The sequence below is a fragment of the Microcoleus sp. genome, from assembly GCF_049646505.1.
Lineage (GTDB): Bacteria > Cyanobacteriota > Cyanobacteriia > Cyanobacteriales > Microcoleaceae > Microcoleus.
This window is the reverse complement of record NZ_JBARVX010000007.1, coordinates 1-23842: the sequence shown is the minus strand read 5'-3', so window position 1 is coordinate 23842 and position 23842 is coordinate 1. Positions and strand designations below refer to the sequence as shown.

The 23842-nt window shown below is 45.1% G+C and carries 22 protein-coding genes and 4 pseudogenes; 8 read left to right on the top strand and 18 right to left on the bottom strand.

Features of this window, described 5'->3' with window-relative positions:
- From WBA89_RS00500 to WBA89_RS00480, 5 genes and pseudogenes are all read right to left on the bottom strand, one after another.
- Window positions 1–1953 (bottom strand): annotated as a pseudogene (locus WBA89_RS00500) (sodium:calcium exchanger); the annotation flags it as partial.
- A 513-nt stretch (window positions 1954–2466) separates the two neighbouring features.
- A complete protein-coding gene (locus WBA89_RS00495; protein ID WP_424403045.1) occupies window positions 2467–2643 on the bottom strand; it encodes a hypothetical protein in 177 nt (58 codons plus the stop codon).
- A 161-nt stretch (window positions 2644–2804) separates the two neighbouring features.
- Window positions 2805–2987: a PD-(D/E)XK nuclease family transposase gene (locus tag WBA89_RS00490; protein ID WP_424403043.1), complete on the bottom strand. Its 183-nt coding sequence runs from the start codon at window positions 2985–2987 to the stop codon at window positions 2805–2807.
- Between the two features lie 46 nt (window positions 2988–3033).
- Entirely contained in the window at window positions 3034–3726 is a 693-nt protein-coding gene (locus tag WBA89_RS00485; RefSeq protein ID WP_424403041.1) for a response regulator, read from the bottom strand.
- Window positions 3723–4844, bottom strand: a complete 1122-nt coding sequence (locus WBA89_RS00480) for a sensor histidine kinase (protein ID WP_424403039.1) — start codon at window positions 4842–4844, stop codon at window positions 3723–3725. Before WBA89_RS00480 ends, WBA89_RS00485 begins: the two co-directional genes overlap by 4 nt.
- A 298-nt stretch (window positions 4845–5142) precedes the next feature.
- On the opposite strand from WBA89_RS00480, the gene WBA89_RS00475 reads away from it, so the two are divergent.
- The 4 genes from WBA89_RS00475 to kdpF all read left to right on the top strand — a co-directional run bounded on the left by WBA89_RS00475 (window position 5143) and on the right by kdpF (window position 9922).
- Window positions 5143–5478, top strand: a complete 336-nt coding sequence (locus tag WBA89_RS00475) for a TrkA C-terminal domain-containing protein (RefSeq protein ID WP_424403037.1) — start codon at window positions 5143–5145, stop codon at window positions 5476–5478.
- Window positions 5463–7241 carry a potassium-transporting ATPase subunit KdpA gene (kdpA, locus tag WBA89_RS00470; RefSeq protein WP_424403035.1) on the top strand — a complete coding sequence of 593 codons (1779 nt, stop codon included), beginning with the start codon at window positions 5463–5465 and terminating at the stop codon, window positions 7239–7241. The genes WBA89_RS00475 and kdpA overlap by 16 nt, the downstream gene beginning before the upstream one ends.
- A 160-nt stretch (window positions 7242–7401) precedes the next feature.
- On the top strand, window positions 7402–9495 hold the full coding sequence (kdpB, locus tag WBA89_RS00465; RefSeq protein ID WP_424403033.1) for a potassium-transporting ATPase subunit KdpB: 2094 nt from the start codon (window positions 7402–7404) through the stop codon (window positions 9493–9495).
- A gap of 157 nt (window positions 9496–9652) precedes the next feature.
- Window positions 9653–9922, top strand: a complete 270-nt coding sequence (gene kdpF / locus WBA89_RS00460; protein WP_424403031.1) for a K(+)-transporting ATPase subunit F — start codon at window positions 9653–9655, stop codon at window positions 9920–9922.
- Between the two features lie 235 nt (window positions 9923–10157).
- Here the strand turns inward: kdpF and WBA89_RS00455 are convergent, their stop codons facing one another.
- Window positions 10158–10775 carry a CP12 domain-containing protein gene (locus tag WBA89_RS00455; protein ID WP_424403029.1) on the bottom strand — a complete coding sequence of 206 codons (618 nt, stop codon included), beginning with the start codon at window positions 10773–10775 and terminating at the stop codon, window positions 10158–10160.
- Between the two features lie 444 nt (window positions 10776–11219).
- Window positions 11220–11438: a helix-turn-helix domain-containing protein gene (locus WBA89_RS00450; RefSeq protein ID WP_194062933.1), complete on the bottom strand. Its 219-nt coding sequence runs from the start codon at window positions 11436–11438 to the stop codon at window positions 11220–11222.
- A 164-nt stretch (window positions 11439–11602) separates the two neighbouring features.
- On the opposite strand from WBA89_RS00450, the gene WBA89_RS00445 reads away from it, so the two are divergent.
- A complete protein-coding gene (locus tag WBA89_RS00445; RefSeq protein WP_424403026.1) occupies window positions 11603–12073 on the top strand; it encodes a hypothetical protein in 471 nt (156 codons plus the stop codon).
- Window positions 12074–12169: 96 nt separating this feature from the next.
- On the opposite strand, the gene WBA89_RS00440 is transcribed toward WBA89_RS00445, so the two are convergent.
- The 4 genes and pseudogenes from WBA89_RS00440 to WBA89_RS00425 form a co-directional block, all read right to left on the bottom strand.
- The gene (locus WBA89_RS00440) at window positions 12170–13558 is read right to left on the bottom strand and encodes a UDP-glucose dehydrogenase family protein (RefSeq protein WP_424403024.1); all 1389 of its coding nucleotides are present in this window, start codon (window positions 13556–13558) and stop codon (window positions 12170–12172) included.
- 156 nt (window positions 13559–13714) lie between these two features.
- Window positions 13715–14335 (bottom strand): annotated as a pseudogene (locus WBA89_RS00435) (NAD-dependent epimerase/dehydratase family protein); the annotation flags it as partial.
- A gap of 21 nt (window positions 14336–14356) precedes the next feature.
- Window positions 14357–14848, bottom strand: a pseudogene (locus WBA89_RS00430) (LAGLIDADG family homing endonuclease); the annotation flags it as partial.
- Between the two features lie 354 nt (window positions 14849–15202).
- A pseudogene (locus WBA89_RS00425) lies at window positions 15203–15649 on the bottom strand (GDP-mannose 4,6-dehydratase); the annotation flags it as partial.
- Window positions 15650–16586: 937 nt separating this feature from the next.
- On the opposite strand from WBA89_RS00425, the gene WBA89_RS00420 reads away from it, so the two are divergent.
- The 3 genes from WBA89_RS00420 (at window position 16587) to acpS (ending at window position 18772) form a co-directional block, all read left to right on the top strand.
- A complete protein-coding gene (locus tag WBA89_RS00420; RefSeq protein WP_424403022.1) occupies window positions 16587–17393 on the top strand; it encodes a DUF4058 family protein in 807 nt (268 codons plus the stop codon).
- Window positions 17394–17788: 395 nt separating this feature from the next.
- Window positions 17789–18277 carry a DUF1643 domain-containing protein gene (locus tag WBA89_RS00415; RefSeq protein WP_424403020.1) on the top strand — a complete coding sequence of 163 codons (489 nt, stop codon included), beginning with the start codon at window positions 17789–17791 and terminating at the stop codon, window positions 18275–18277.
- A 99-nt stretch (window positions 18278–18376) separates the two neighbouring features.
- Window positions 18377–18772 (top strand): holo-ACP synthase, encoded by a 396-nt coding sequence (acpS, locus tag WBA89_RS00410; RefSeq protein ID WP_424403018.1) that lies wholly within the window; start codon window positions 18377–18379, stop codon window positions 18770–18772.
- A 33-nt stretch (window positions 18773–18805) separates the two neighbouring features.
- Here the strand turns inward: acpS and WBA89_RS00405 are convergent, their stop codons facing one another.
- The 7 genes from WBA89_RS00405 to WBA89_RS00375 all read right to left on the bottom strand — a co-directional run.
- Window positions 18806–19696 carry a nucleoside triphosphate pyrophosphohydrolase family protein gene (locus WBA89_RS00405; protein ID WP_424403016.1) on the bottom strand — a complete coding sequence of 297 codons (891 nt, stop codon included), beginning with the start codon at window positions 19694–19696 and terminating at the stop codon, window positions 18806–18808.
- A gap of 18 nt (window positions 19697–19714) precedes the next feature.
- A complete protein-coding gene (locus tag WBA89_RS00400) occupies window positions 19715–20842 on the bottom strand; it encodes a nucleotide kinase domain-containing protein (protein WP_424403014.1) in 1128 nt (375 codons plus the stop codon).
- A 37-nt stretch (window positions 20843–20879) separates the two neighbouring features.
- A complete protein-coding gene (locus WBA89_RS00395) occupies window positions 20880–21650 on the bottom strand; it encodes a thymidylate synthase (RefSeq protein WP_424403012.1) in 771 nt (256 codons plus the stop codon).
- Entirely contained in the window at window positions 21643–22539 is an 897-nt protein-coding gene (locus WBA89_RS00390) for an ImmA/IrrE family metallo-endopeptidase (protein WP_424403010.1), read from the bottom strand. The genes WBA89_RS00395 and WBA89_RS00390 overlap by 8 nt, the downstream gene beginning before the upstream one ends.
- Window positions 22536–22886, bottom strand: coding sequence for a helix-turn-helix domain-containing protein (locus WBA89_RS00385; protein WP_424403008.1), 351 nt, complete (start codon window positions 22884–22886; stop codon window positions 22536–22538). Before WBA89_RS00385 ends, WBA89_RS00390 begins: the two co-directional genes overlap by 4 nt.
- A 2-nt stretch (window positions 22887–22888) precedes the next feature.
- Window positions 22889–23176, bottom strand: a complete 288-nt coding sequence (locus WBA89_RS00380; RefSeq protein ID WP_424403006.1) for a hypothetical protein — start codon at window positions 23174–23176, stop codon at window positions 22889–22891.
- 142 nt (window positions 23177–23318) lie between these two features.
- Window positions 23319–23842, bottom strand: a 524-nt coding sequence (locus tag WBA89_RS00375; protein WP_424403004.1) for a homoserine kinase, incomplete at its 5' end; no start/stop codon positions are given.

Below are 23842 nucleotides of genomic sequence, written 5' to 3'. Positions count from 1 at the left end.
GATCGCAGGTAATACACTAAACAAACCAGTATTGTCATTCCCCACCACTTGAAAGTTTACGGTTTGTGCCGACTCATTGGCGGGGCCCGGAAAAATGGCTGTAGCCCATCCAGCAAAGGTTTGCGCGCCGGAATTGCGGCCCACGGTGCGATCGCCCCCACTGACAAACGCAGGTGCATCGTTGACTGGATTAACTGCGATCGAATATGTCAAACTATTAGTGCTAAACGGCGTTGTTCCCCCAGTCACTGAAGCATTAACGCCCGCAGTACCGTTACCCGCCCCATTCCTTCCATCCCACCCCCGAAAAGTAATTGTGGGTTCGCTTCCAGAAATGCTGTAATAGTCTGGGTTGGGTGCAAAGCGGATTCTCGCACGTGTTAGCAGGGAAACCCCCGTCAAGTTGATATTAGCTTGCGCCGAGGTTGTGCCGTCACCTAGAAATAAAAAATTAGGAGTTTCGTAAGGATCGATATCACCGCTAAATGCCGCATAATCTCGCAGCGGGCCTGTTAGTATGATATCGCTGCCGTCTGAAAGAAAGTAATTGTCGCCGAGCACTCTGAGAGTGTAGTTAGTAGCGCGATTGGTGTCGTAAGCAATATTTTCGGCAGGCAGAAATAAGCCGTTGGTTTCTGGGCCAGGGTTGGGAGTAATGCCGTCTCCTTTTGCAAATATCCTGCCAGAAGTTGTAGATAACCGTTGGAAACCTATTTCAATTGCTTTGCGATCGCTGGTAACGGCAATAATGCTAAAACCCGCTTGATTTGGATTAGCGCGCGCTTCTGAGATAATTTGCAGATTAAAACCTAAGCTAAAGCCAGAATTGCGATCGAGCGGTGGAAATGACGGATTTAAAGGATTATTTGTATAGCCAGCATAGATGCTATCGGCAGCAGTGCTATTTAAATTAATTCCATTTCCGCTCAATATTTCGGAAGCAGTATCGGTAGGAGAAATAGAATTTAAATTTGTCAAAGACAGCCAATTTTGTGAACTGGGTGTATTGCCAAGCGATCCATCATAAAGAAGACTAGGGCCGAGCACTGTCGCTGAAGTTTCCGACAGGGTGTCGAAATTTGTCCAATTATTGCCGTTAGTTGAAAATTGCCAATTGCCGTTAGTATTGTCTGCAGCGGTGACTGCGACGCCCAAAGCATAGCTATTAGCATTGTTACTTCCTAACTCGCTGGTGATGGCTAAAGGAGTAAAACCTGTGTTAGCTGCGTTGGTTGTATTTTCATTAATTGGGAGGAGTGTATTAGCATTAGAATTTCCCAAAGTTGGAGCGCTGTTGACTTGCGGGTTGCGGAGGCTGTTAATATAAATAGTGTTAATTCCGCCGTTGGGCAAACCCAAGGAACCGGGACTTTTGACAGCATAATTAGCTCTTTGGTTAACCCCGTCAAGAGCGCTATAAAACTCAACATTGCCAGTGTTACCGTTATTCGGTGCTGGAATTTGCACTTTAGCTGCACTGCCAAATGTTCCCAAACCTGTTGTCGGCCAGGCGATCGAATCAACAGAAGTAGTTCCTGTACTGCTAGTATCTACCCACACCACATCCGATGCTGCAAAATCGCCTCCGAAGGCGTTGGAACCGACTAAAACATTATTGAGGTACGTACCGCCAGCACCGTTATTTAGTAGCAATTGAATGTTCCAATCAGAATCATTTCCGCCCGGTACGGGATTGTAGGTAGTATCGTTTGCTGGAATTACACTTGAACCGCCGAGCGCAATTATTGTTCCAGCCTTGAATACAGGAGCAATACTCGCCATATCCCTGAACTGATAAGCCGAAAGTTTTTGTATTGTTGTACCGCTAGAATCGCCCACAAAAAAACTTTCAAGTTGAGATGCCGTTAAATCTTCGGTCAACAGGATTTCTACGTACTCGTTGCCTTGAAATTGACCGTTACGACGGAATTCGTTAATAATTATTTGTCCCATGTATATGCACCTAAATTCCCAATAAAAAATACAGCAGGTTCCCGATTGATGAAAGACACCCCAGGACACGGCAGTGCCGTGTCCACCCGTCGCGATTGCACAAACCTTGAATGCGCTGTAGTTTTATAATACCGATCGCTGCCACCCTAAAACCAGCAATCTAAATTAATTTTTTATGGGCTTGCTTGTGCAACTATAGCGGTTCTCAAGCGTTGTGAGGTATGCCCGCGGAGGCCGCAGAGGCCGACAGCACTTCATATGAGAGCTCGAAATGCTATGTTTAATCCCTTCTTGTCTTCCTTCTTGTCTTCCTTCTTGTCTTCCTTGCTGAATGCCCAGATCGATCGCACCTTGTTGATATTGAATCCAAAACTCTGGTTTTGGCAATTCATCTAACTCTTTTTAACTCATATTCGTGTCGTCAACAATTTGAAAAACTCTCTCAATTTCTGGCACTGCAACTATTGTTTCGGGAACCGTTTCTAAACTGCTTATATTTTTGATAAAATAAATCTACTTGTCCGTCAGTGTTGCAAAATCAGACAATGGTTTGTTAAATTTTGGCAGGTAGATAAAAATCAATTTAATTTCGTTATCGGGATAATCAAACAGTCGTTGCGTCTCTTTGAAAGCAAAGCGTGAAATTACTTCAGACTGACCGGTAAACATTTCAAAATCTGTAATGTTCAAAGCGATTACTTGTCTCAGTCTATAATAACTATCGCTTAGATTTAATTGCATTCCCTAAGTTTTAGCAGCATTATATAAAACTCGCTTACGATATTTTGCCACGTTCAAAACTTGGATTGTGACAATCACAGTTTTGCCATCATTAATTTTAGCTTTGACATCTAAATAAGTGTCTTTACTTCCAAAAATCTCAGCAGATAAGGAGGGATGATTTCCAAATCTTCGATCGCAGGTTCGCCTTCATAAAATATAGCATTCAAAAAACTCATTAAAATTTCTCGGCTTTCGTTAGAACCGAATATCTTCTTAAACGCAAAATCTATTTTTGGATTGATAAAGCTCATAGTTTTTATTTACGGAGGTTTTGTCAGTCATTATAAACTATCAGACTTAAGATCGATCGCCTAACAGTTCTTCTGCTACCAATCCTTTCTGAATTGCCAGTACAGCAGCTTGAGTGCGATCGCGCACTTCTAACTTTTGCAAAATCGCGTGGACGTGCACCCGCACAGTCCCCGGTGCAATGTACAATATTTGTGCAATTTCCTGATTGCTTTTTCCGCCCGCAACTAAAGCTAATATTTCCTGTTCCCGTTTCGTCAGCGGATTTTCCAAAACTTCGGATTTTGACCCAACTTTCACAGGTTCGGGATTAACAAAAACCGCCCGAATTTCCGAAGTTGCCGCCTTGTCCCACCACGAAGCACCCCCCGCTACCGATCGAATTGCCAACACCAAATTTTCCGCCGCAATTCCCTTGACGCAATATCCCTGAGCTCCCGCTGAAATTAACCTTTCAATTAAGGATTTTTGGGCGTGAGATGTTAAAATTAAAACCGGAATTTCTGGATGCTGCTGCTTAATTTGGCGGCAAGCTTCAATCCCGCCAATTCCCGGCAAACCGACATCAAGAACCACCACATCGGGTAAGTGTTCCTGAGTCAATTCTACCGCTGTTTCCCCATCTTCGGCTTCAGCAATTATTTGCAAGCAACTTTCTTGCTGCAACCGCGTTTGCAGTCCCAACCGAAACAATTCGTCATCTTCAACTAACAGAATTCGCAAGGGATAAGCTGGTTTCATTTTTCTGAGATAGCAGGTAATCGAAATCCAAATAAAGCGCCGTGCGGCAATTTGTTTTCTGCCCAAATTATACCGCCGTGCGCGTCAATAATTTGGCGAGATAAGTATAACCCTAATCCCGATCCTTTGGCTTGCCGATCGCCGTTTCCTTGATAAAAGCGCTCGAACAAGTGGGGCAGTTCCTCTGCTGTAATTCCCAACCCGCTATCAATAACTTTCACTACTTGATAACTCGAATAAAATTCCATCACTATTTCTACTTTACCACCGCGAGGAGAATGGTTGATCCCGTTTGTTAGCAAATTAACAAAAACGCGCTGGAGTTGCACTGCATCGCCGTTTATCCACAAAGAGCGGCGGAAATCTGACTCTCCGTAACTCATATTTATGTAAACTCGACGCGCTGCGGACAAATCGAGCAATGTGGCGATTACTTCTTCTGCTAAAGCCACTAAATTTACGGGGGAAAGTTGCAGTTTCAAACCTTCAGTATCGTTGCGGTAAACATCCAGCAGCGTTTCTACTAATTGTAGCGACATTTTGTGCGATCGCGCCATTGTTTCGAGAACTTTTTGCTGACTGGGAGTAACATCGCCAAATTTTGCCGATTTAAAAGCTTTAATTGTTTCGATCGCCCCCAGCATCGGCGTTTTCAAATCGTGACTCAAAGTAGAGACAAAATCCTCGCGGATGCTGGCTAGCTGCTGCTGAGACTGCAACTGAGCTTTGGCGACTGCGATCGCTTCTTCGTACTGCTGATTGCGATCGCTCAAATATCCCGTCACTCCCAAAGCCATAATTGCGATCGCTCTATTTGCAAAAGTTGCTAGGGCGATCGTTTCCCCAGGAGGGACAAACAAATTTAAGAGCGTCAAAGTTACCGCTACCAGAGTAATGTGTAACTTCCCCCAGCGACTCAGGCGCGAATTTGCCAGTAAAATCGGCCCCGTGTACAAGTATCCAAACAGATACTCCGACGGCGTGCTAAATTCCAGCGCTATGACGATCGCAAATAAAAGTGCGATCCTCTTCGAGGGCTGCGCTAACGACCACCGGGCGCGCAGATACTTCTCTTGAAGTATCAGGATTTTTTGACTTTTCAATAAGCTTTTCAACATCCTCAATTAATCCATTTGAATTTTATATTTACACTCAAGTCTCTGGCTTCTACCTTTCTTAAAAATATCTCGTCTCCTGTGGCTGTGGCTAAAAAACAGAGCGTTTAGATAGCATCTATATCTGCTGATATAGATACCTACCAATATCTAAACATTTGTCTATTTGTCAAGATATAGGAAAACCAAACATAACTTCTAAGCACCAACTTATACCTCTAGGCTGATTATCAAAAATCACAGCCTTCAGTATAGTAATTATTAAGAGTAAACCGCACTTTGTGGCTAGCAAAAGTCATATATGAGCTTTGCAGAACCAAAACTTATCCAAGTTGCCATCCTATTCAACAGCAGTTATTGTGGCATGGCATTAAATGCTATACCATTGCCCAGTAGCTGCCAGTGCTTGGGGTTGGTAAGAGAAGGACGAGTGATTTTAGCCAGCGAAAACCCGGCGATATTCTGGGGAGATTGCATTTTAGCAGTAGCATTGAATTCGGCGATCGCCCCCGAACTATATTTTACCTTGAAGAAAACTCACCCGGCTTTGTGGACTTCTTTTAGAAGCCCTTTGCCAAGTGGTGAAAAGTATTTATCCAACGAGGACTTTTTGGTTCAGTTATGTTACAAGGATTAATTCAAATCGGATTAACGCTAATCATTTTAATCGCGATCGCGCCCGTCTTGGGCAATTACATGGCGCGGGTGTACATGGGAGAACGAACCATCCTCGATCCCGCCATTAAACCAGTAGAACAACTCATCTATAAAGCAGGCAACATCCGGGTTGTAGATTCCATGACAGGGTGGCAATATGCGCGATCGCTATTCTACAGCAATGCAGCAATGGGGATATTTGTTTTTCTAATCTTCATGCTTCAAGGAGTGCTGCCTTTAAATCCCACCAGCCTCAGCGCACCAACCTGGGATACCGCCCTGCACACAACAATTTCATTCCTCACAAATACCGACCAACAGCATTACTCCGGCGAGACAACATACAGTTATCTATCCCAGTTAACTTTGGGTTTTTTAATGTTTACCTCAGCCGCCACAGGTTTAGCAGTAGGAATCGCCTTTATTCGGGGACTGACCGGCCGCCCGTTAGGTAACTTTTACATCGATTTAATTCAATCAATTACCAGAATTCTCCTGCCGTTATCTTTAATAATCGCCTTGTTATTGCTAATTTCAGGAGTGCCAGAAACCCTGGCAGGCCCCGCAGTTGCCACCACCTTAGAAGGCAGCACCCAAGTTATTGCCCGCGGCCCAGTCGCTCACTTTGAAAGCATCAAACAACTAGGAGAAAACGGCGGCGGATTTTTCGGGATTAACTCGGCTCACCCCTTTGAAAATCCCAACCCTTTTACTAACCTGCTGGCAACAGTAACAATGGTTTCCATCCCAGCAGCACTGATTCACACCTACGGCAGATTTGCCAACAACAAAAAACAGGGATGGCTGATTTTTTGGATGGTATTTATAATTTATGTTGCCTTAATTGGCATTGCAGCAGTTGGCGAATACCAAGGAAATCCTCAAGTTAATAATTTACTGGGTTCCGTACAACCAAATTTAGAAGGAAAAGAAGTTAGGTTTGGCTGGGCAGAAACTGCACTTTGGGCGGTGACTACGACTGGTACAATGTGCGGTGCCGTGAACGGAATGCACGATTCTTTAATGCCTCCCGCAGGTTTTGCTACTCTGTTTAACTTGTTTCTGCAAATTGTTTGGGGCGGACAAGGAACCGGAACAGCTTACTTATTTATTTACCTGATTTTGAGCGTGTTTCTCACCGGACTGATGGTGGGTAGAACGCCCGAATTTTTGGGACGCAAAATTGAAAAAAAGGAAATAGTTTTAGCCAGTGTGGTTTTGTTAGTTCACCCGATCGCAGTTTTAATTCCCGGCGCGATTACCCTCGCCTTTACCGACAGCTTGAGCGGCATCAGCAACCCCGGATTTCACGGCATTTCCCAGGTAATGTACGAATACGCTTCAGCCGCAGCTAACAACGGTTCTGGCTTTGAAGGATTAGGAGATTCTCAACCCGCAGCAACAGGAATTTGGTGGAATTTAAGCGCCTGTTTTAGTTTGCTGATGGGGCGCTACGTGCCAATTGTGGCGATGCTGTTGCTAGCTGACAGCATGACAAACAAACAACTGGTTCCCGAAACAACCGGAACACTCAGAACAGACTCAGTTTTGTTCACCGGCGTAACCGCAGGAGTAATCATAATTCTGGGCGCGCTGACATTTTTTCCAGTCCTAGCTTTGGGGCCAATTGCTGAAGGATTTGAAATTAGCAGCGCTAAGTTGGAACCGCCGGCGATAAATGTACCCGCAGACATAAATCCTTCACCTTTAGCGACGCCTTCGATCCCCCTAAATCCCCCTTAAGAAGGGGGACTTTGACGGTCATGCTCCCCCCTTTTTAAGGGGGGCTGGGGGGGATCTGAATCTGATGGGAAAGGTCACAATCCCAAATCCTCCGATCTAAAATCTAAAATCCCAAATCCTCCGATCTAAAATCTAAAATCCCAAATCTAAAATCAACAAGATGGTTACCCCCGATTCCCCAAAAAACCGCCGTGGAGGCTCTCGCGAGTCTCGCAAACACACGCCCAAAGCAAATACAAAAGGTCTTTATCAAAGAGCTTTTAAAGAAGCTTTTGTCAAGCTGAACCCGCGGGTGATGCTGAAAAATCCAGTAATGTTTGTGGTGTGGGTTGGCACAATTGTGACTGCATTATTAACGATCGACCCCACGCTGTTCGGCCCGGTTCCCGGAAACAATCAGAGAGTGTTCAACGGTTTAGTCACGTTTATTTTGTTCTTCACTTTGGTATTTGCTAATTTTGCCGAAGCAGTAGCAGAAGGGCGCGGCAAAGCACAAGCAGACGCGCTGCGATCGACCAAAGCCGACACCACAGCCCGCAAACTCCTACCAGACGGTTCAATTCAAGAAGTAAGTTCGACATCTTTGAGACGCGGCGACCAAATTAAAGTGATCGCAGGCGATGTCATTCCTTCCGACGGCGAAGTGATCGCAGGTGTCGCATCTGTAGACGAATCTGCGATCACCGGCGAATCCGCCCCAGTGCTCAAGGAACCGGGTTCGGACATCGCCAGTTCCGTTACCGGCGGGACACGCATCCTTTCTGACGAACTGACGCTGCGGGTGATGGCCGACCCCGGTAAGGGCTTTTTGGACAGGATGATCGCGCTGGTGGAGGGCGCAGAACGCTCGAAAACGCCGAACGAGATCGCGCTGACTGTGCTGCTGGCCGTGCTGACTCTGGTGTTTTTGATTGTGGTGTCAACGATTCCGCCGATCGGCAATTATGTGAAAACTCCTGTGGGCGTGGTGACGCTGATTTCGCTGCTGGTGGCGCTGATTCCAACAACCATTGGCGGTTTGTTGAGCGCGATCGGCATTGCGGGGATGGATCGCGTCGCTCAATTTAACGTGATAGCGACCTCTGGGCGCGCCGTTGAGGCTTGTGGCGACGTGAATACGCTGATTTTGGACAAAACGGGGACGATCACGCTGGGCAACCGTTTAGCCGAGGAGTTTATTCCGGTAAACGGTCATTCGCTGCAACAAGTGGCGCAGGTAGCGCTGACTGCGAGTGTGTTTGACGATACGCCAGAGGGAAAGTCGATCGTCCGTTTGGCCGAAAAGTTGGGCGCAGTCGCCGAGTTCGATCGCACCAACGATCGAGGAGCCGCGGGGCTTGATTTTTCGGCCAAAACGCGGATGTCGGGTACCGATTTACCCGATGGTACGGAGGTTCGCAAGGGTGCGGTGGATGCGGTGAAGGGTTTTGTGCGATCGCGCGGCGGCAATTTCGGCCCGGATCTCGATGAAGCTTACGAGCGAGTTTCCCGCCTTGGAGGCACGCCTTTAGCTGTTTGTCAAGGCAGCGACACCTACGGAATTATCTATTTGAAAGATGTGATTAAACCCGGAATTCGCGATCGGTTTGACCAACTCCGAAAAATGGGAATTCGCACCATCATGCTCACCGGAGATAACCGAATTACAGCATCAGTAATTGCCGACGAAGCCGGAGTTGACGACTTCATAGCCGAAGCAACTCCAGAGGACAAAATCGAAGTAATTCGCAAGCAACAAGCAGAAGGTAAATTAGTAGCAATGACAGGAGACGGAACCAACGACGCACCCGCCCTAGCCCAAGCAAACGTCGGACTCGCGATGAATTCTGGAACCCAAGCCGCCAAAGAAGCCGCAAACATGGTGGACTTAGATTCTGACCCCACAAAACTCATTGACTTAGTGACAATCGGCAAACAATTGCTAATTACTCGCGGCGCGCTGACTACATTCTCCCTAGCCAACGACATCGCCAAATATTTTGCAATTATTCCGGCAATGTTTGCCCCAGTTGGCGCATTAAACGTCATGGGTTTAGCCAGCGGTCAATCAGCCGTTTTATCCGCATTAGTTTACAACGCTTTAATTATTCCCGCATTAATTCCCCTAGCATTAACCGGGGTAAAATTTCGCCCGTTAAGTGCCAATCAACTGTTGCAGCGAAACATCTTAATCTACGGATTGGGCGGAGCAGTTGCACCGTTTGTTGCCATCAAAGTTATCGATATTTTGATTGTCGCCGTCGGGTTGGCATAGAAGAAGTCATCAGTCATCAGTCATCAGTCATTAGTCATCAGTCATTAGTCATCAATAATTAGTCATCGCCTCGTTTTAAACTCGTTCCCTGGTATAGCCTGGAAACGCAGATATAGAGGATATGTCTCGACTTTAGATCGCCAAAATCGGAGGGATTATGAAACGGAACGATTTGATCAATGATGTTTTGCCCAGGAACTTTCAAGAAACAATTGAATTAACACAAATGCTGTGGCAGCGCCACCCAATCCCGGTGCAGCTATTTCTAGTAATGTGTTTTAACTTGATAATAGCTCCCGCTGTGTATGCCGCTACAGATGAAAGTTTAACTAAAAAAGCTGCATGGGGTTTAAGCCTTTTGGGTTTAATAATCATCGGACTCGCAGTTTATTTGTTTACTGTAATTTTCCAACCAGAAAGATTTTAGGTATAGCGTGTAGGGCGCGCCGACTATGAGAAACCGGGTTTTTTAACAAATCTGTGCGCTCAAACGAAATATTTCGCAAAAACCCCATTTCTGAGCATCCTGTGTCCTTCTTCCTGATGACATTCGACGGAAAGCTCCGGGGGACAGCACTAATGACTACCCTTCCACTTCGGGAGCGGGCAAAATGACTGATGACTAATGACTAATGACTAATGACTAATGACTATTGACTAAATTAACTGTCGTACATTCGCGCTTCGGCAGCTTCGGGATTCTCCTCGCAATATTCCTCAAAAGCCGTTTTCTCAAGCTTCATCGATCGCTGGTGAGAAGCCTCAGCCTGCATTTCTTCTACAATGTCCCACGCTACCGCGCACTCTCTAGAAGTAGCGCCTTTCTGGGAACAGGCATTTCTGGCATCCGCGATCGCCCTTTCGATTTCTTCCTCAAATAAAACACTTTTCGGCTTATCAACAAAATCGCTTTTTGTCAAGATATCCGTTACCGAAATAATGCCGAGCAGTTTGTCCTTAATCACCGGAGCTCGGCGGATGCGGGTATTGGCGAACAACCTCGCCACATATTCGACGCCCAAGTCAGGATTCACTGTAATGCACGGTTTGGTCATAATCTCGAAAACGCGGACTTTTTTCGGGTCTACTCCGTAGGCTGCTACCTTATAGACAATATCCGTTTCCGTAACGATACCGTAGGAGTCTTGATCGTGGCGGCGTTCCACAATTAACGCGCGCAGACAAAGTTCGTTCATCATCGCCACTGCTTCAGCTACCGTTGCCGAACCGCGAATGGTAACAACTTCTGTTGTCATAATATCTTGGGCTTTCATCATCATTTTTTAGCAATCCCCGGTTGTAGAGTTTAGTGCGTCCGGATTTTTAGCCGGAAACTTGATTTGCCACAATCATAAAACTTCAGGCTTGAGGCAACTGTTACGATAAATCAAGAATTGCCCCCAAGCAAGAAGGCACAAGAGAAATGGAAATCGGAAGAAGGAAGATTTTTCCAAATTTACCACTATCGGGCACATCTTTCCGGCTTACGGGTAAGCCATTTGTTTGGAGACGATACTTGACAAATCCTTGAGGTGCTTATTTTTCAGCATTCAGGTTTTTCCCGCAGCCGGTATTTCGTTTGAGTACCGTGATTTTCTTCTGGTTTAGTTGACTTTGTACTAACCTGCGGCCAAAAAATCTACACTTGTCAGCAGGGTAAACGGATCTTAAATTTAATCCAAAACATGGTACAATCTGATATTGAATTTAGGAAAAACGCTCAGCTACTTTTCTAGGATTACCACAAAATCTTCAATCATCACATCAAAAGTGCGAGCCAACTTGTGCACTGCTGCAAAGTCAACCATCGCCATGCCTTGAGAGCGGGCATAATTGCTAATCGTACTGTACCCCACGCCCGATCGCTGGGCAACTTCCTTGAGCGTCCATCCCTTCTCGGCCGCCAACTCTCGAACCCGCAACCTAACTAAGCCTTTGCTCATATTTACTATTTACAAAATTTTGGATTTAGTATAATATATCAAAAAGCGATCGCCCCCGGTATGCCAACTAAAGACGATCGCCAGTTAAAATTAATGCCGACAGATAATTTCTGTCGATCGCACCTAGCAGATAGATTTACCTACAACCAGGATACGCAACTACAATGATATCAGAAAATCAGTTAAGATCGTCAGCGATCGGCGCATCAAAAATTATTCACAAATCATCGATGGTCAATCCGCGATCGAGATTTGTCACCGAAGAAACAGTAGCACTCCTGTTCAACATCACACCAGACCAAATTTACCGGATCGAATGCTGTCACAACATGGTGTACGTGCACGCCAAAGGCCTCAGCAGATTCGTCAGCTACGCCGATTTCCCCCCAATCTTAGAAGTAAAACAGCCCTGCGCTCGAGATTTCCTCGGATGGTACAAACGCTGGAAACGCACCCAAGCACCAGAATTTTGGACTAAATTCTATACGTACAACTTCAAAGCCGCTGTTTCAGTTGACAGCTTGCTGGAATGGGGTAAATTAGTCGCTACAGTTAAATCGGTAATTTCAGCCTCAGCACTGCAACAGCTACGAGATGTTTACGCTCAAGAAAAAACCTTGATGGAAAATTTTTAAAGCAAGCGGGTTTACCCCCGATTGTTCTCCACCAGCAAATGTAAGGTGCGCCGCAGCGCACCCTACGAAAACGAGATTATCCTCAAAACTCTTTCTTTACCTTCCAATTCCCACATATTGGAAACCAGCCGTTTCTAAAACCTTCTTGTCTAAGAAATTGCGGCCGTCAATCATCACCGCGTGAGCCATCAACTTCGCCATTTTTTCATAATCTAAATTGCGAAACTGTTCCCAATCAGTCACCAACACCAAAGCATCGCAACCGTCAGCCAATCTTTCCGCGTCAGTTTCTACCAAAACTCCCGACAAACCGTGACGCATCCCAGTTTGAGAAACAATCGGATCGTAAGCTTTAACTTTCGCTCCCAATCGGTTCAAACTCTCGATTAAATTCAGCGAAGGAGCATCCCGCAAATCGTCAGTATCCGGCTTAAAAGTCAAACCCAAAAGTCCGACTGTTTTACCTTTAAGAATCTTCAAAACTTGCTGCAATTTTTCAATAGCAATCAACCGCTGGCGTTCGTTAACTTCCACCGCTGCTCTCAGCAAATGCGCCTCGTAGCCGTAATCCTCAGCAGTGTGAACTAAAGCTGAAACATCTTTGGGGAAACAAGAGCCGCCCCAACCGATGCCAGCTTGCAGAAACTTGTTGCCAATCCGCGAATCTAAACCGATACCTTTGGCTACTTGGGTAACATCTGCACCGACGCGATCGCAAATATTAGCTACTTCATTAATAAAGCTAATCTTCGTAGCCAAAAAAGCATTAGCTGCGTACTTAATCATCTCCGCCGAACTGATATCAGTCATCACCACAGGCACCTCCGGCAAAGACGGATTTTCGGCAAATTTGCGATCGACAATCGGTTTATAAAGCTGCACCATCATATCCATAGCCCGCCCGGAATTGCTGCCGAGAACAATGCGATCGGGATTAAACGTATCGCGAACAGCGCAGCCCTCCCGCAAAAACTCTGGATTGCTAACCACATCAAATTGCACGCCTGTTTTTGCCGCCACTTCCTCGCCCGTAGCCGCATCATTGGTTTGAGCTTTTTGACGTTCCGCCAAACCATCGAGGACAATCCTCCGCACCCAGTCCCCAGAACCGATCGGTACTGTAGATTTATTGACAATGACTTTGTAATCGCCGTCGAGGTGAGCGCCGATGCCGCGCGCCACCGCTTCCACGTAGCGAGTATCGCTTTCCCCGCTAGGCAAAGGAGGTGTCCCCACCGCAATAAACAAAATATCTCCGTGAGCCACTCCTGCTGCTAAATCCGAAGTAAATTCTAGATTGCCCGACGCAGATGCAGAGTGCATTAATTCAGACAGTCCGGGTTCAAAAATTGGCGACTGTCCCGATTTCATTAATTTGACTTTTTCTTCGTTGTTGTCTACGCAAATTACCTGGTGGCCGATGTGGGCTAAACAAGTGCCGGTGACTAAACCGACATATCCTGTACCGATGACACAAACACGCATAGAAATGTCCTCAAAGTAAATAAGTTAGATGGGAATTGGGAATTGGGAATTGGGAATTGGGAATTGGGGATTGGGGATTGGGAATTGGGAATATTTTTTTCATCCCCTACTCTCCCAATCTCCCACTTCTCTTGAGTCTCCCCTTCTCTTGAGTCTCTACTTTTTGTTTCCCTCAATGCGATCGCGAAAATCCTTTACAGTCAACTCCAAACCTCGATCCAGCGGCACAGTCGGCTCCCATCCCAACCAAGTTTTAGCACGAGTAATATCCGGCTGTCGCTGTTTCGGGTCATCTTGCGGCAGCGGTTTAAAAATAATTTCTGCCCCAGGATTAATCATGTTTTGAATTTTCTGTGCCAATTCTAAGATAGTATATTCGCCGGGATTTCCCAAATTCATCGGCCCGATTTGGTCGCTGTTCATCAAGCGAATAAATCCTTCCACTAAATCAGAAACGTAGCAGAAACTCCGCGTTTGGGAACCGTCGCCGTATACTGTCAGCGGTTCGTTTCGCAAAGCTTGAGTAATAAAGTTGCTCACAACTCTGCCATCATTTTCCAACATCCGGGGACCGTAGGTATTGAAGATTCGCACAACTCGAATGTCTACCCCATTTTGCCGGTGGTAATCAAAAGATAAGGTTTCAGCTACTCGTTTTCCTTCGTCGTAACAATTGCCACAAAAAGCAGCCCGGCCGTTCCGGCGGACGCAGATAACGTGATTGCGAACATTGACGCAGTAAACATTGCCAGCATAGCGAACTGGTTCGGGATTCACCAGATTTGCATCTTTTGCAGGCCGAATATTAACTCGATAAAGGTCGCGACCAACTGCATGATTTACCACCGTTGCGGCATAGCCACAGCGCATTGCCAACTCTTGTACGTCGTCAGCTAATTGTTTTGACTTAGTGTAATAAGCGTAGGCATTTCCTCTTTCAGAGCCATCTCCCAAAATCAAAGCTTTGAACAAAATTAATGACTGTCGCTGAGAAAGATTCAGATATTCTCGCGGTATGTATTTGTCGCCAGACTTGCCCAGTGGCAGCAGAATTTCTGCTAACTGTTTGCTACAAATCCGAAATTGGTGGTCGTCCGAGTCGAACAACTTAAAGGGAGTGCGCTTTAGACACTCTGCTATAGCTGTCCGTCCTTCTGGATTTTGTTGAGCAATCAATATGTTGTAATCAGCAACATCATAATTGGAGCCATTAACTACTCGCGCTCGTCTACGGACATGGACGCAACCTTCAGAAATGTAGTAACCCAGGAATTCTAGCCAATCATCCATCCGCACCCGTTCGACGTTTACTTTAGCATTGCGCGGGGGTTCTCCTAATTCAAACCATTCTTTTTCAGATCCTAAAAACTCTGCTCCTGTGATGGCTCTTTGATGATGCCAATATAAATCTGTATCGGCTCGAATAAATTTCAATTTTCCTGTTCTGTTTTTGACATACATCGAGTGATTGGGAGTCACGCAAAAATCAAATTTAGTGTTGGCAAACCGGAGCAAGTTACCCACATAGGGTTGTACGATTAACTCATCGGGAACGTGGTATTCAATCTGATTCTCTGGATTGAGGGTTGCTACGGGGACTCCCGGCTGTAATTTGGGAAAAGGTATCCAGCCGTTTTCTGTCAAAATTTCAGTATTTTGGTCGTAACAACTGCGAATTCCGATACAATTAACGTTGCCGCGATACTCTTCTGTTTGGGGATGTACGTCAGGATCTCCGTACACTTCGGAGGTAGAAGCGAGAAAAAATCTAGCTTTCACCCGTTTTGCCAATCCCAACATATTCATCGTGCCGATGACATTTGTTTTAATTGTCTTGACAGGGTTGTACTGATAGTGTATGGGCGAAGCAGGACAGGCCAGATGGTAAATCTGATCTACTTCTAACCGAATCGGTTCGGTGATGTCGTGGCGGATCAGCTCAAAATACGGGTTGTCCAGCCATTTGAGGATATTGCGTTTAGTCCCGGTGTAAAAGTTATCGAGGCAGACTACCTCGTGTCCTTGGGCCATTAAGCGATCGATTAGGTGGGAACCGAGAAAACCCGCACCGCCTGTGACTAAAATTCTCATGGGGAAACTGCCGTTCTGTTTAGGGGGTAGGACTGTGGTACAAAAATTTAGCCGATCGAATGAAACTCAACTAATAGAATAACAAAATTGCGATCGACAATGTAAAGACTTATGCGTTACATTCATAAAATCTTTAATTAACTTAGCATTTTCAAATATACTGAATAAAGTGGGATATTACCTACATCTGGGCTAGCAATTTTTATTTAAGCTTCGATATTTCCGAAAAAATACCGTTGACAATAATTCAATTTTGAGTTATGGCTTATCTGGGGGGCGACAAATACAGCTAAGCTAGAAACTTTGTATTCGTCGCTTCTAGACCAGAGACTTTTTTGATAAAAGTGACGCTTATTATGAGTTAATTTCATTAGCTATTCCACAGGTTTAGCATATTTTTCAAGATAATTAACCCACTGTTGGCTATCATTGCCTCTCCCGAATGTACTGCGTCTGCGATATGTTCTTTGGGATTGCTTAATGCAAAAAATCTTTTGTAAATACTTCTTTTTGACTGCAGTACGTTCAATAATGTCGCGACTACAGGCAATTGTGATTAAGAGAATCATTTTAATCGATCGGTCTTCTGTTAACCTTGTCCCCTCACTCATTACAGCCTGCTGTTTTGCAATCGCGGAACATTTTCTCAATTCTCATCTGTTGCTTGCAGGCTGCGATCGCGAACGGTAAAGTCTCTAAGTTAGTTAAGATTAACGGCGCTTCGTCAACTGTCCATCCTGGACAATTCCTTTGCCATTTGCAGCCAATATCAAATCTGCGATCGGCTTAGTATTTCTAAGTTTTATGCCTTGAAAGTATAGAGATGTTCCGGGTGATATTTAACTCATCTAACCGCCGCCAAATTATATTTTCGGTTTCGATACATCGAACCCAGTGCTAAAATGATTTTAAAATCAATACATCGGAATGCTGTCCTATGCCCTCACCCTTTCCTGGAATGGACCCCTACTTAGAACACCCGGATTTTTGGCAGGAAACTCACAATCGATTAATTGTCGCGATCGCTGATAGCATCATGCCCCAAATTCGCCCTAAATATGAAATTGCGATCGACAAACGCATCTATGAAATTACCGATACCGACAGTAAAAGTAATGGCGACTCGCTTTTAGTTGGTATCCCCGATGTGGCGATTAAACGTCAATCTAATAGCCCCGATGTTCCCACCCGTTCAGTTGCCACTGTAACTATCGCACTTCCTACTACCGTCAAAGTGCCTATTCCTGAAAAAATTAAACAAACTTACCTGGAAGTGCGAGAAATGGCAACTAAACAAGTTGTCACGGCAATTGAAATTCTTTTTCCTGTCAACAAACGCAGCGGAGAAGGCAGAATTACTTATTTCAAAAAACGCCAGAGTATTTTAGGTAGCTTAACTAATTTAGTGGAAATCGACTTGTTGCGAAGCTGGGAACCGATGCCTGTACTCAACAGTTCCATTCAAAGCGATTATCGGGTTTTAGTCAGTCGCAGCCCTCGCCGCCCTTTTGCCGAACTTTATGCTTTTAATCTCCAGGATTCTCTACCTATATTTCCGCTGCCATTGCGCGAGGAAGATGTAGAACCCATTGTTAATTTACCAGAATTGTTCGCAGGTATTTACGATCGCGCCGGCTATGATTATCGGATCGGTTACGATCGAGAACCTGTACCGCCCCTGTCCGAAGAAAATCTGGTTTGGGCAAAGGAACTTTTGCAAGAAACAGGATCGCGAGATAATTAATTTTATTTTACCCGATCGACCGCCGATACTTTGGCTGTAATGCTCGATCGAGTAGGGATGACTGTCAAAATCGAATATTAGACCGATCGCCCCCTAACTTCTATCTTGGGAAGGGTTTTGCCAAAGGCGGTGGAACTTTAGGGGAATTTTAGATCCGGTGGAAAATTGAGGAGTGCGATCGAGTGTTGAGTCGGGAATTGTCTTCAAAATCACTAAATTTTTAAATTAACCGCAGAGGAAAAGCGGAAGGAAGAATCAGGAAGAAATAAAATGCAATAATAACGATGGTTTCAGCGATTAACAACGTCCTGACCGTCTTGGCGGTTGCTATAAGAAATTGATTGTTGAGCTGACAGAAGCGAAGTCTGACGCCTAAAATTTGCCTGGGCATTCAAATGAAACAAATTATGAAACAAGGTGCAGCGATCGATCCCACAGGACTTTACCGCTACTCGCTGTGGCGGGAGTGGGACACCAATGCTCCCAGGATCGTCTTTGTTATGCTCAACCCAAGTCGTGCGGATGCAAATACTGACGATCCCACCCTCCGCCGATGCTTAGGCTTTGCCCGCTCTTGGGGTTGCGGTTCGATCGAAGTAGTCAATTTATTCGCTTACCGTGCCCCGCGACCAGATATTCTGCGCGTGGTATTAGATCCCGTGGGGCCTGAAAATGACCGCTATCTCCAAGAAGCTGTGGAGCGAGCCGATCGAATTATTGTGGCTTGGGGCAATCGGGGTAATTTGATGAATCGCTCCCAAACCGTTTCCTCCTGGTTAACTGGCTGTGAGAATCTCTGCTGTTTGGGAATTACCAAGAGAGGCCATCCGCGCCACCCGCTGTATGTTAGAAGCAATACAACTCCTCTTTCTTATCTGTACTGACTAGCTTCCAGGTAATCATTAAACATTGCATCAGCTTCTGTCAAAATGATTAATTAGTTCAATTATTCCTTGAGTTAACTGTGCCCATGAAGTAACAGTATGAATATTCTCGGTCACGGCATTGATATTGTTGAAATCAAAGACATCAAACAACTCATAGATCGGTCAGGAAATCATTTTGAAACCCGCTGCTTTACGGCAACAGAGAGCAGTATTGCTGGCTCTGATTCCCACCGAATCCAATACTTCGCAGGTCGTTTTGCAGCCAAAGAAGCAGTGCTTAAAGCTATGGGTACTGGGTGGAGTCAAGGAATTTCTTGGACTGATATTGAAATCCAACGTTTGCCAACAGGTAAACCGTCAGTAGTTCTGTATAGAAGATGTCAAGAAATCGCTGCAGAACTCGGTATTGCCATATGGTTTTTGAGTATAAGTCATACGCAATCATATGCAGTGGCGAGTGCCATTGCTGTTGGTAAACCCCCACTTACTTAACTCTTTATCTCGCTACTTTAACCCTAAAGATTGTTATTTTTGTGCATAGGTTATTGAGTGTGCGCCCCTATCAACAACAACTGTTCCTCCTCGATATTTTTCCACTTTTCGCCAGACCTCGTAGCCTGCAAGAATCGCCTTCTCCCAATCACCAAGCGAACACCGAGCAACTTCTAAATGCGAACTCATATTTTTGATAGTTTTCAGTAGTTGGTAATCAAGAGCGAGAACTCCTTCTAAAAAGTTGTGATCCTTAGCATAGCTGAATACGAGAGCTGACAAGCCTTCCTCAATAGCTATTGCTCGCCCCCCATCTTCTACTTCGTCAATGCGGGGATTGCTTTTGCGCTTGAGTTTTAGGTTGCTGCGGATGACTGGCGACCAACCCAAAACTGCGACATAAGAGAGATGAAAAACGTCGTGAAAGCGGTAGCCGTCGCTGGAATAAGAGTTGTCACTGAGGTCATTCCCAATCTGTTGTCCGTCGATGAATGCCCTCATTTTAACTGAGCCACCTTGATTCACTTCAGTAATCTCGACTATAAAGTGCCGTGGCAAACATTCGTTTTGGGGAAAGCCACCGTCGAATATGTATCCAGTAGTGCTGACATCTGTCTCTCCTGAATCTCTCCATCCCCAACGAGCGCGACACTTTTCAATATTACCTTTTGCAACTTTTTCCAAATCGAGATCGAATTTGCTTGCTACGTTGGCAACATACCAGAGCAAATCTCCTAACTCTTCTGCGATCGCATCTTTGAAAAGCTTGTGGGCATCTCCATCTCGAAGGTGTTTTTTGTACTCGGTGAGCAGCGAACCCGCTTCACCTGCCAAACCAAGTAGGGGGACGATAATTCCGTCTCCGCTTTTGGTAGGAACTCGATCCGTCTTCAGCGCCTGTTCTTGATACTCGCGAAAATCCATACTTCACTCCTTGAGATTCTATTTTGACTTAGATTGAGTGTGAGCTTTGGTTGTTCTGTATTCTTCAATAGCCTGGTTAATTCCCCACTTCGGCGGATACCAGTAATCGACGGGTTGCGTGTTAGCTGAGTATTTCTGCTTGATCCTAGTGCGACCTGATATTCCGGCAATATCGGGATGTTTCATCCGAGCATATTTATCGACTTCGCAGAACAAGTTTTGGCAGTCAATAAGTTGCAGATTTCTTCCCCATAGCGACTTAAAATCAAGTCCCAGTCGCTCAAACTCAGATTCTTGAATATCTGCCATAAACTTAATTATTTCTGGTTCATTCAGCCCGCCTAAATCGAGAAAACATTTGCGGATACCGTCCAGTGCTCCTGGCCCAGGAATCACAAAATCCATCTCGCTAAAGTTGGTAATCTCGCTATAGTTAACATCGGTAATAAATTGGTAAGCCAAAAAATCACCGAGGGTTGGATATTCGCGCAGCAAATCGAATCCCTTGTGCATATTCGGTGCGTCTGCGAGCTTATGAGGCAGTTCGTCAGCCATCATCATCTCGATCAATTTCAAGTGATTCCGATGCTTGGTAGTGTGTCCTAGAGTTTTTCCTCCTGATGGCATGATGTATGCAGCGGAATAAATTGTCTGCTCTGACTTCATGGCTTCGGTGAGAACTTTATCGTATCGATCGAATGAATATTCAGCGTAAATTATGGAACCAATTTTTTTCTCTAAAAGCTGCCAAGTTTCTATTTTGTTGAATAATTTGAAGATCATAATCCTAAAAAATACTTCGTTGTTTGAAGCAGGAAGGTCATCCCGGTAAATGACGTTGCGTATTAGGTACTGGCTTGTGCGATCGGATGCTCTATAGGCATTGGTAAATTTGTATGTGGAAAGAATGCGATCGTCAGTCCAAGGTATTTGTGCGTTCTCTAATTTTTTGAAAAATATTTTCTGCCTTTCGGCGGCAAATCGCCAGTAACTATCGAACACAACGGTAGGCTTGGCAGGCAGAATGTGCGAGATTATTGTCGGAGCATATCTGGGTTTTTCTCCATAATTACCAAGTTCAAGACTTAGTTGTTTGCTCTGTAGAGCTAGATTTGCATTTGCTTGGTTTGAGCGTTTGTTTATCATATTAAATCCGGCTGGATTTCGGTGCGGTCGCTCTTAATTATACTGCCTGACGTGCCACTTTTTTAAGTTCCTCTATAGTGGGCGAAGTTTTGTTGATATTGTCTATTTTTGCTACGCCAACAAAGCAGTTTAGGCGCTCGAAGCTGAGTCCCATTTCATGAGCCATGAAATCTCCCAGTCTGCACAGACCTAAGTAATTACCATAAGCTTTGTTAAAAAGCTTTTGGGTAGCATAAAAAGCGTTCATTATTAAGCTTTTTTTCTTCGGCATAAAACTGATGTGTTGGAGACAAGGGAAGGGAATTTGTGCAGTAGAAATGTGGTCTCGTGCCGGATCGAATATCGAGGCTTGAAACATCGATTTCCTAAAGTTGGGATTTGACTTATACTGAGAAATAATGTATTCGAGTTGGTTGCCATTATTAGGTCCAGAACCATATGAAATTAATCTTTCAAAGTAAAGACCGCGATGGTTTTTAGTGGGCGCGAGAGCTTGAATTCTGGGAAAAGTTTCGAGGTAGGTATCAAATAATTTATTTCGATCGTGTTTAGACCTTTGCCAGTATGAAGCAGGAAAGATTGTATTTGCAACGGTGTGAACTGACTGTTGGCTGTTAATTTTGAGGCAATTATCAAGAGCCTCTCGAATAGCTGGGTCTTCGTTGGGCATACCATTGGTAAAACCCGTTAATGTTATTAAAAGTGGCGAAACGTTCTTGCCCGGATTATCGATGACATGGAGAAATGCACGACTCCAAGCGTGGGAGAGATTTGTTTCTTCAATAATCAAAGGTAAACTACTAATCATCTTCTGGTTCCTCAAGGTGTCGATATTGACTCAAACCAACGAATTGATGGCGGGAAACGCGAACAAAAACTGCCCAGCTTGTATTGCGACAGTAGACGCGCACGATGCCGGGACGGTTAGCTCGAAAAAGACGACCATTAGGACGGTCTTCTTGAAAAGTAATAGTCTGATTAGCTGCCTCTGCGTTGCTTGGCAATAACAGTTGGCTTCCGATTTCGGCATCAATGGTAGGAATTGACCAGTGTTCGTCAGCAATAATTAATGGCTCGGAAGATGGGTATTCGAGTATCTGTTGTCGGATAGTTTTGGGCTTAATTTTGAGAAGTGAGGAAGCTTGTGTGCGATCGATCATTTTTAGGGCATAAGTCATGTGATTGATTAAAGTCTCGTACCCAACACCAAAATTGCAGGCGATAGTAAAAATCTGAATTGGTGTTGCACAAGTAAAATCCCATCGGCGATCGACAAAAGCTTTTCGCACTCCCAAAGTGGGCATTAGCAAGAAACTTGCAAAGGAATCAACTAAAAACTCATCTGGGTTAAAAGTTTTTGAGGTTTTTGAGTCTTCTATCAACTCATCAACTTTTAAACCGTGTCCAAAAATGTAGTGTCCGAGTTCGTGAGCGCAAGTAAAAGTGCGTCGCGGAAAGGGTCGCAGTGCTGAAAGTAAGATTTGCGGCTTTTCTTCTTTGCAATACATCCCTTCCATGCTGCTGATGTCAACAAACTTGACTCTGACATTAAGCTGGTCACACAAACCATAAATACAGATCGGACTTTTGAGATCGAAACCAGTTTGCGTCCGCACTTCTATTGATTTGTGCATTGCCTCTTGAGCCAAAGTTTGTTTCTCTCGCTTCATATTGAAGTAAGTAGTTTTATTGGTCACAGTTTTTCTCCTCCACTTCGCATTGAGGCAAGTATTGTTAGAAGTCGGTCGAGGTCTTCTGGTTTCAGCTTTTGAAGTTCTCTGGCTGCAAGCTGAAGTTTGTTATCGCGGACATCTACTTTTTCTGCTCCTTCACCTATTAGCCATGACAAACTCACGTCAAAAATCTCAGCAAGTTTTGCCATCTCTTCAGCAGAAACGCTTCTATTGCCAGCTTCTATCTCTGAAACGGAGGGCCGATGAAGACTCAACATCTTGGCTACCTGAGCCTGCGAGAGACCGGCCATTTTACGAGCTTCACGAATACGGTTCGCGATAATTGCTTTTTTTTTATCTGTCTGACTCATATCTAAGTCTCTCCTTTATTGACGATCGCGCAGACTATAGCTGCTGATTCGCTGATGGTAAGTTGTCGCTTGCCATCCTTCGAGAGAAAAATGTTTTTGTCGTTTGGAATTTTTACTTCCAGTGCAGTAGCAAGCATACCAATCGCGACAGGCCAGAGCATACTGTCAAACCCTTCAAGGTCATTAAGAGGACAGGTGTTTGCCATGATTCCGCTTCCGTCGTATCCGCTAACGCTTTGGATCTCCTGAAGCACCTCTACGAGCTTTACCTCCACATCTTTTGAGTTCATGGCGCGACCTATTTCTTACCTTATGTAAGATATTCTTACATAAACGTTTGTGGAATGTCAAGCGGGGGTAGTCTTAATATTTTTAGATGATGGCGAATTTTTAAGATGCGATCGCCCTCTTGGGTACGCACCTTACCAATAATTAAGTGGAGATTTGCGATCCTTGAGTATCAAGCCCGATCGCCCTTACATCAGCCTTCACCCCAAATTCCCCCCAAGCAGCCGCCATTTCCCTCACAACCGCCACAGCATTAGTAACATCAGTTAAAGCCAAAAGCGTCGGCCCGGCACCGCTAATTACCATTCCACAAGCCCCTGCATTCAGGGCGGCTTGTTGCACCGCTTCATATCCCCGAATCAGCGATCGCCGGTAAGGCTGGTGAATTTTGTCTTGCAAAGCGGCACGCAACCAGTTTTCATTGCCCGCAGCCAAAGCCCGCACCAGCAAACCGAGGTGTGCGGCATTGAAAATCGCATCAGCCCTGCTGTACTCTGTTGGCAAAACCTGGCGCGCTTCGGCTGTAGAAAGTTCAAAATCGGGGATGGCTACGACGGGCACAATATCAGGATGCCACGGAATGTCGCAAATTTCCCAGGAACCCCCCCCCTGCCCCCCCTTGCTAAGGGGGGGTGATGGAATTTCCGCCTTTGAAGATAATTCTTCTC

Excerpts from the sequence above, each read along its gene's own strand:
- kdpB (WP_424403033.1), top strand. The coding sequence starts at position 7,402 with ATGGTTACCCCCGATTCCCCAAAAAACCGCCGTGGAGGCTCTCGCGAG.
- kdpA (WP_424403035.1), top strand. The coding sequence starts at position 5,463 with ATGTTACAAGGATTAATTCAAATCGGATTAACGCTAATCATTTTAATC.
- WBA89_RS00445 (WP_424403026.1), top strand. The coding sequence starts at position 11,603 with ATGATATCAGAAAATCAGTTAAGATCGTCAGCGATCGGCGCATCAAAA.
- WBA89_RS00395 (WP_424403012.1), bottom strand. The coding sequence starts at position 21,650 with ATGATTAGTAGTTTACCTTTGATTATTGAAGAAACAAATCTCTCCCAC.
- kdpF (WP_424403031.1), top strand. The coding sequence starts at position 9,653 with ATGAAACGGAACGATTTGATCAATGATGTTTTGCCCAGGAACTTTCAA.
- WBA89_RS00450 (WP_194062933.1), bottom strand. The coding sequence starts at position 11,438 with ATGAGCAAAGGCTTAGTTAGGTTGCGGGTTCGAGAGTTGGCGGCCGAG.
- acpS (WP_424403018.1), top strand. The coding sequence starts at position 18,377 with ATGAATATTCTCGGTCACGGCATTGATATTGTTGAAATCAAAGACATC.
- WBA89_RS00415 (WP_424403020.1), top strand. The coding sequence starts at position 17,789 with ATGAAACAAATTATGAAACAAGGTGCAGCGATCGATCCCACAGGACTT.
- WBA89_RS00400 (WP_424403014.1), bottom strand. The coding sequence starts at position 20,842 with ATGATAAACAAACGCTCAAACCAAGCAAATGCAAATCTAGCTCTACAG.
- WBA89_RS00380 (WP_424403006.1), bottom strand. The coding sequence starts at position 23,176 with ATGAACTCAAAAGATGTGGAGGTAAAGCTCGTAGAGGTGCTTCAGGAG.
- WBA89_RS00485 (WP_424403041.1), bottom strand. The coding sequence starts at position 3,726 with ATGAAACCAGCTTATCCCTTGCGAATTCTGTTAGTTGAAGATGACGAA.
- WBA89_RS00490 (WP_424403043.1), bottom strand. The coding sequence starts at position 2,987 with ATGAGCTTTATCAATCCAAAAATAGATTTTGCGTTTAAGAAGATATTC.
- WBA89_RS00480 (WP_424403039.1), bottom strand. The coding sequence starts at position 4,844 with ATGTTGAAAAGCTTATTGAAAAGTCAAAAAATCCTGATACTTCAAGAG.
- WBA89_RS00440 (WP_424403024.1), bottom strand. The coding sequence starts at position 13,558 with ATGCGTGTTTGTGTCATCGGTACAGGATATGTCGGTTTAGTCACCGGC.
- WBA89_RS00475 (WP_424403037.1), top strand. The coding sequence starts at position 5,143 with ATGAGCTTTGCAGAACCAAAACTTATCCAAGTTGCCATCCTATTCAAC.
- WBA89_RS00385 (WP_424403008.1), bottom strand. The coding sequence starts at position 22,886 with ATGAGTCAGACAGATAAAAAAAAAGCAATTATCGCGAACCGTATTCGT.
- WBA89_RS00420 (WP_424403022.1), top strand. The coding sequence starts at position 16,587 with ATGCCCTCACCCTTTCCTGGAATGGACCCCTACTTAGAACACCCGGAT.
- WBA89_RS00405 (WP_424403016.1), bottom strand. The coding sequence starts at position 19,696 with ATGGATTTTCGCGAGTATCAAGAACAGGCGCTGAAGACGGATCGAGTT.
- WBA89_RS00455 (WP_424403029.1), bottom strand. The coding sequence starts at position 10,775 with ATGATGATGAAAGCCCAAGATATTATGACAACAGAAGTTGTTACCATT.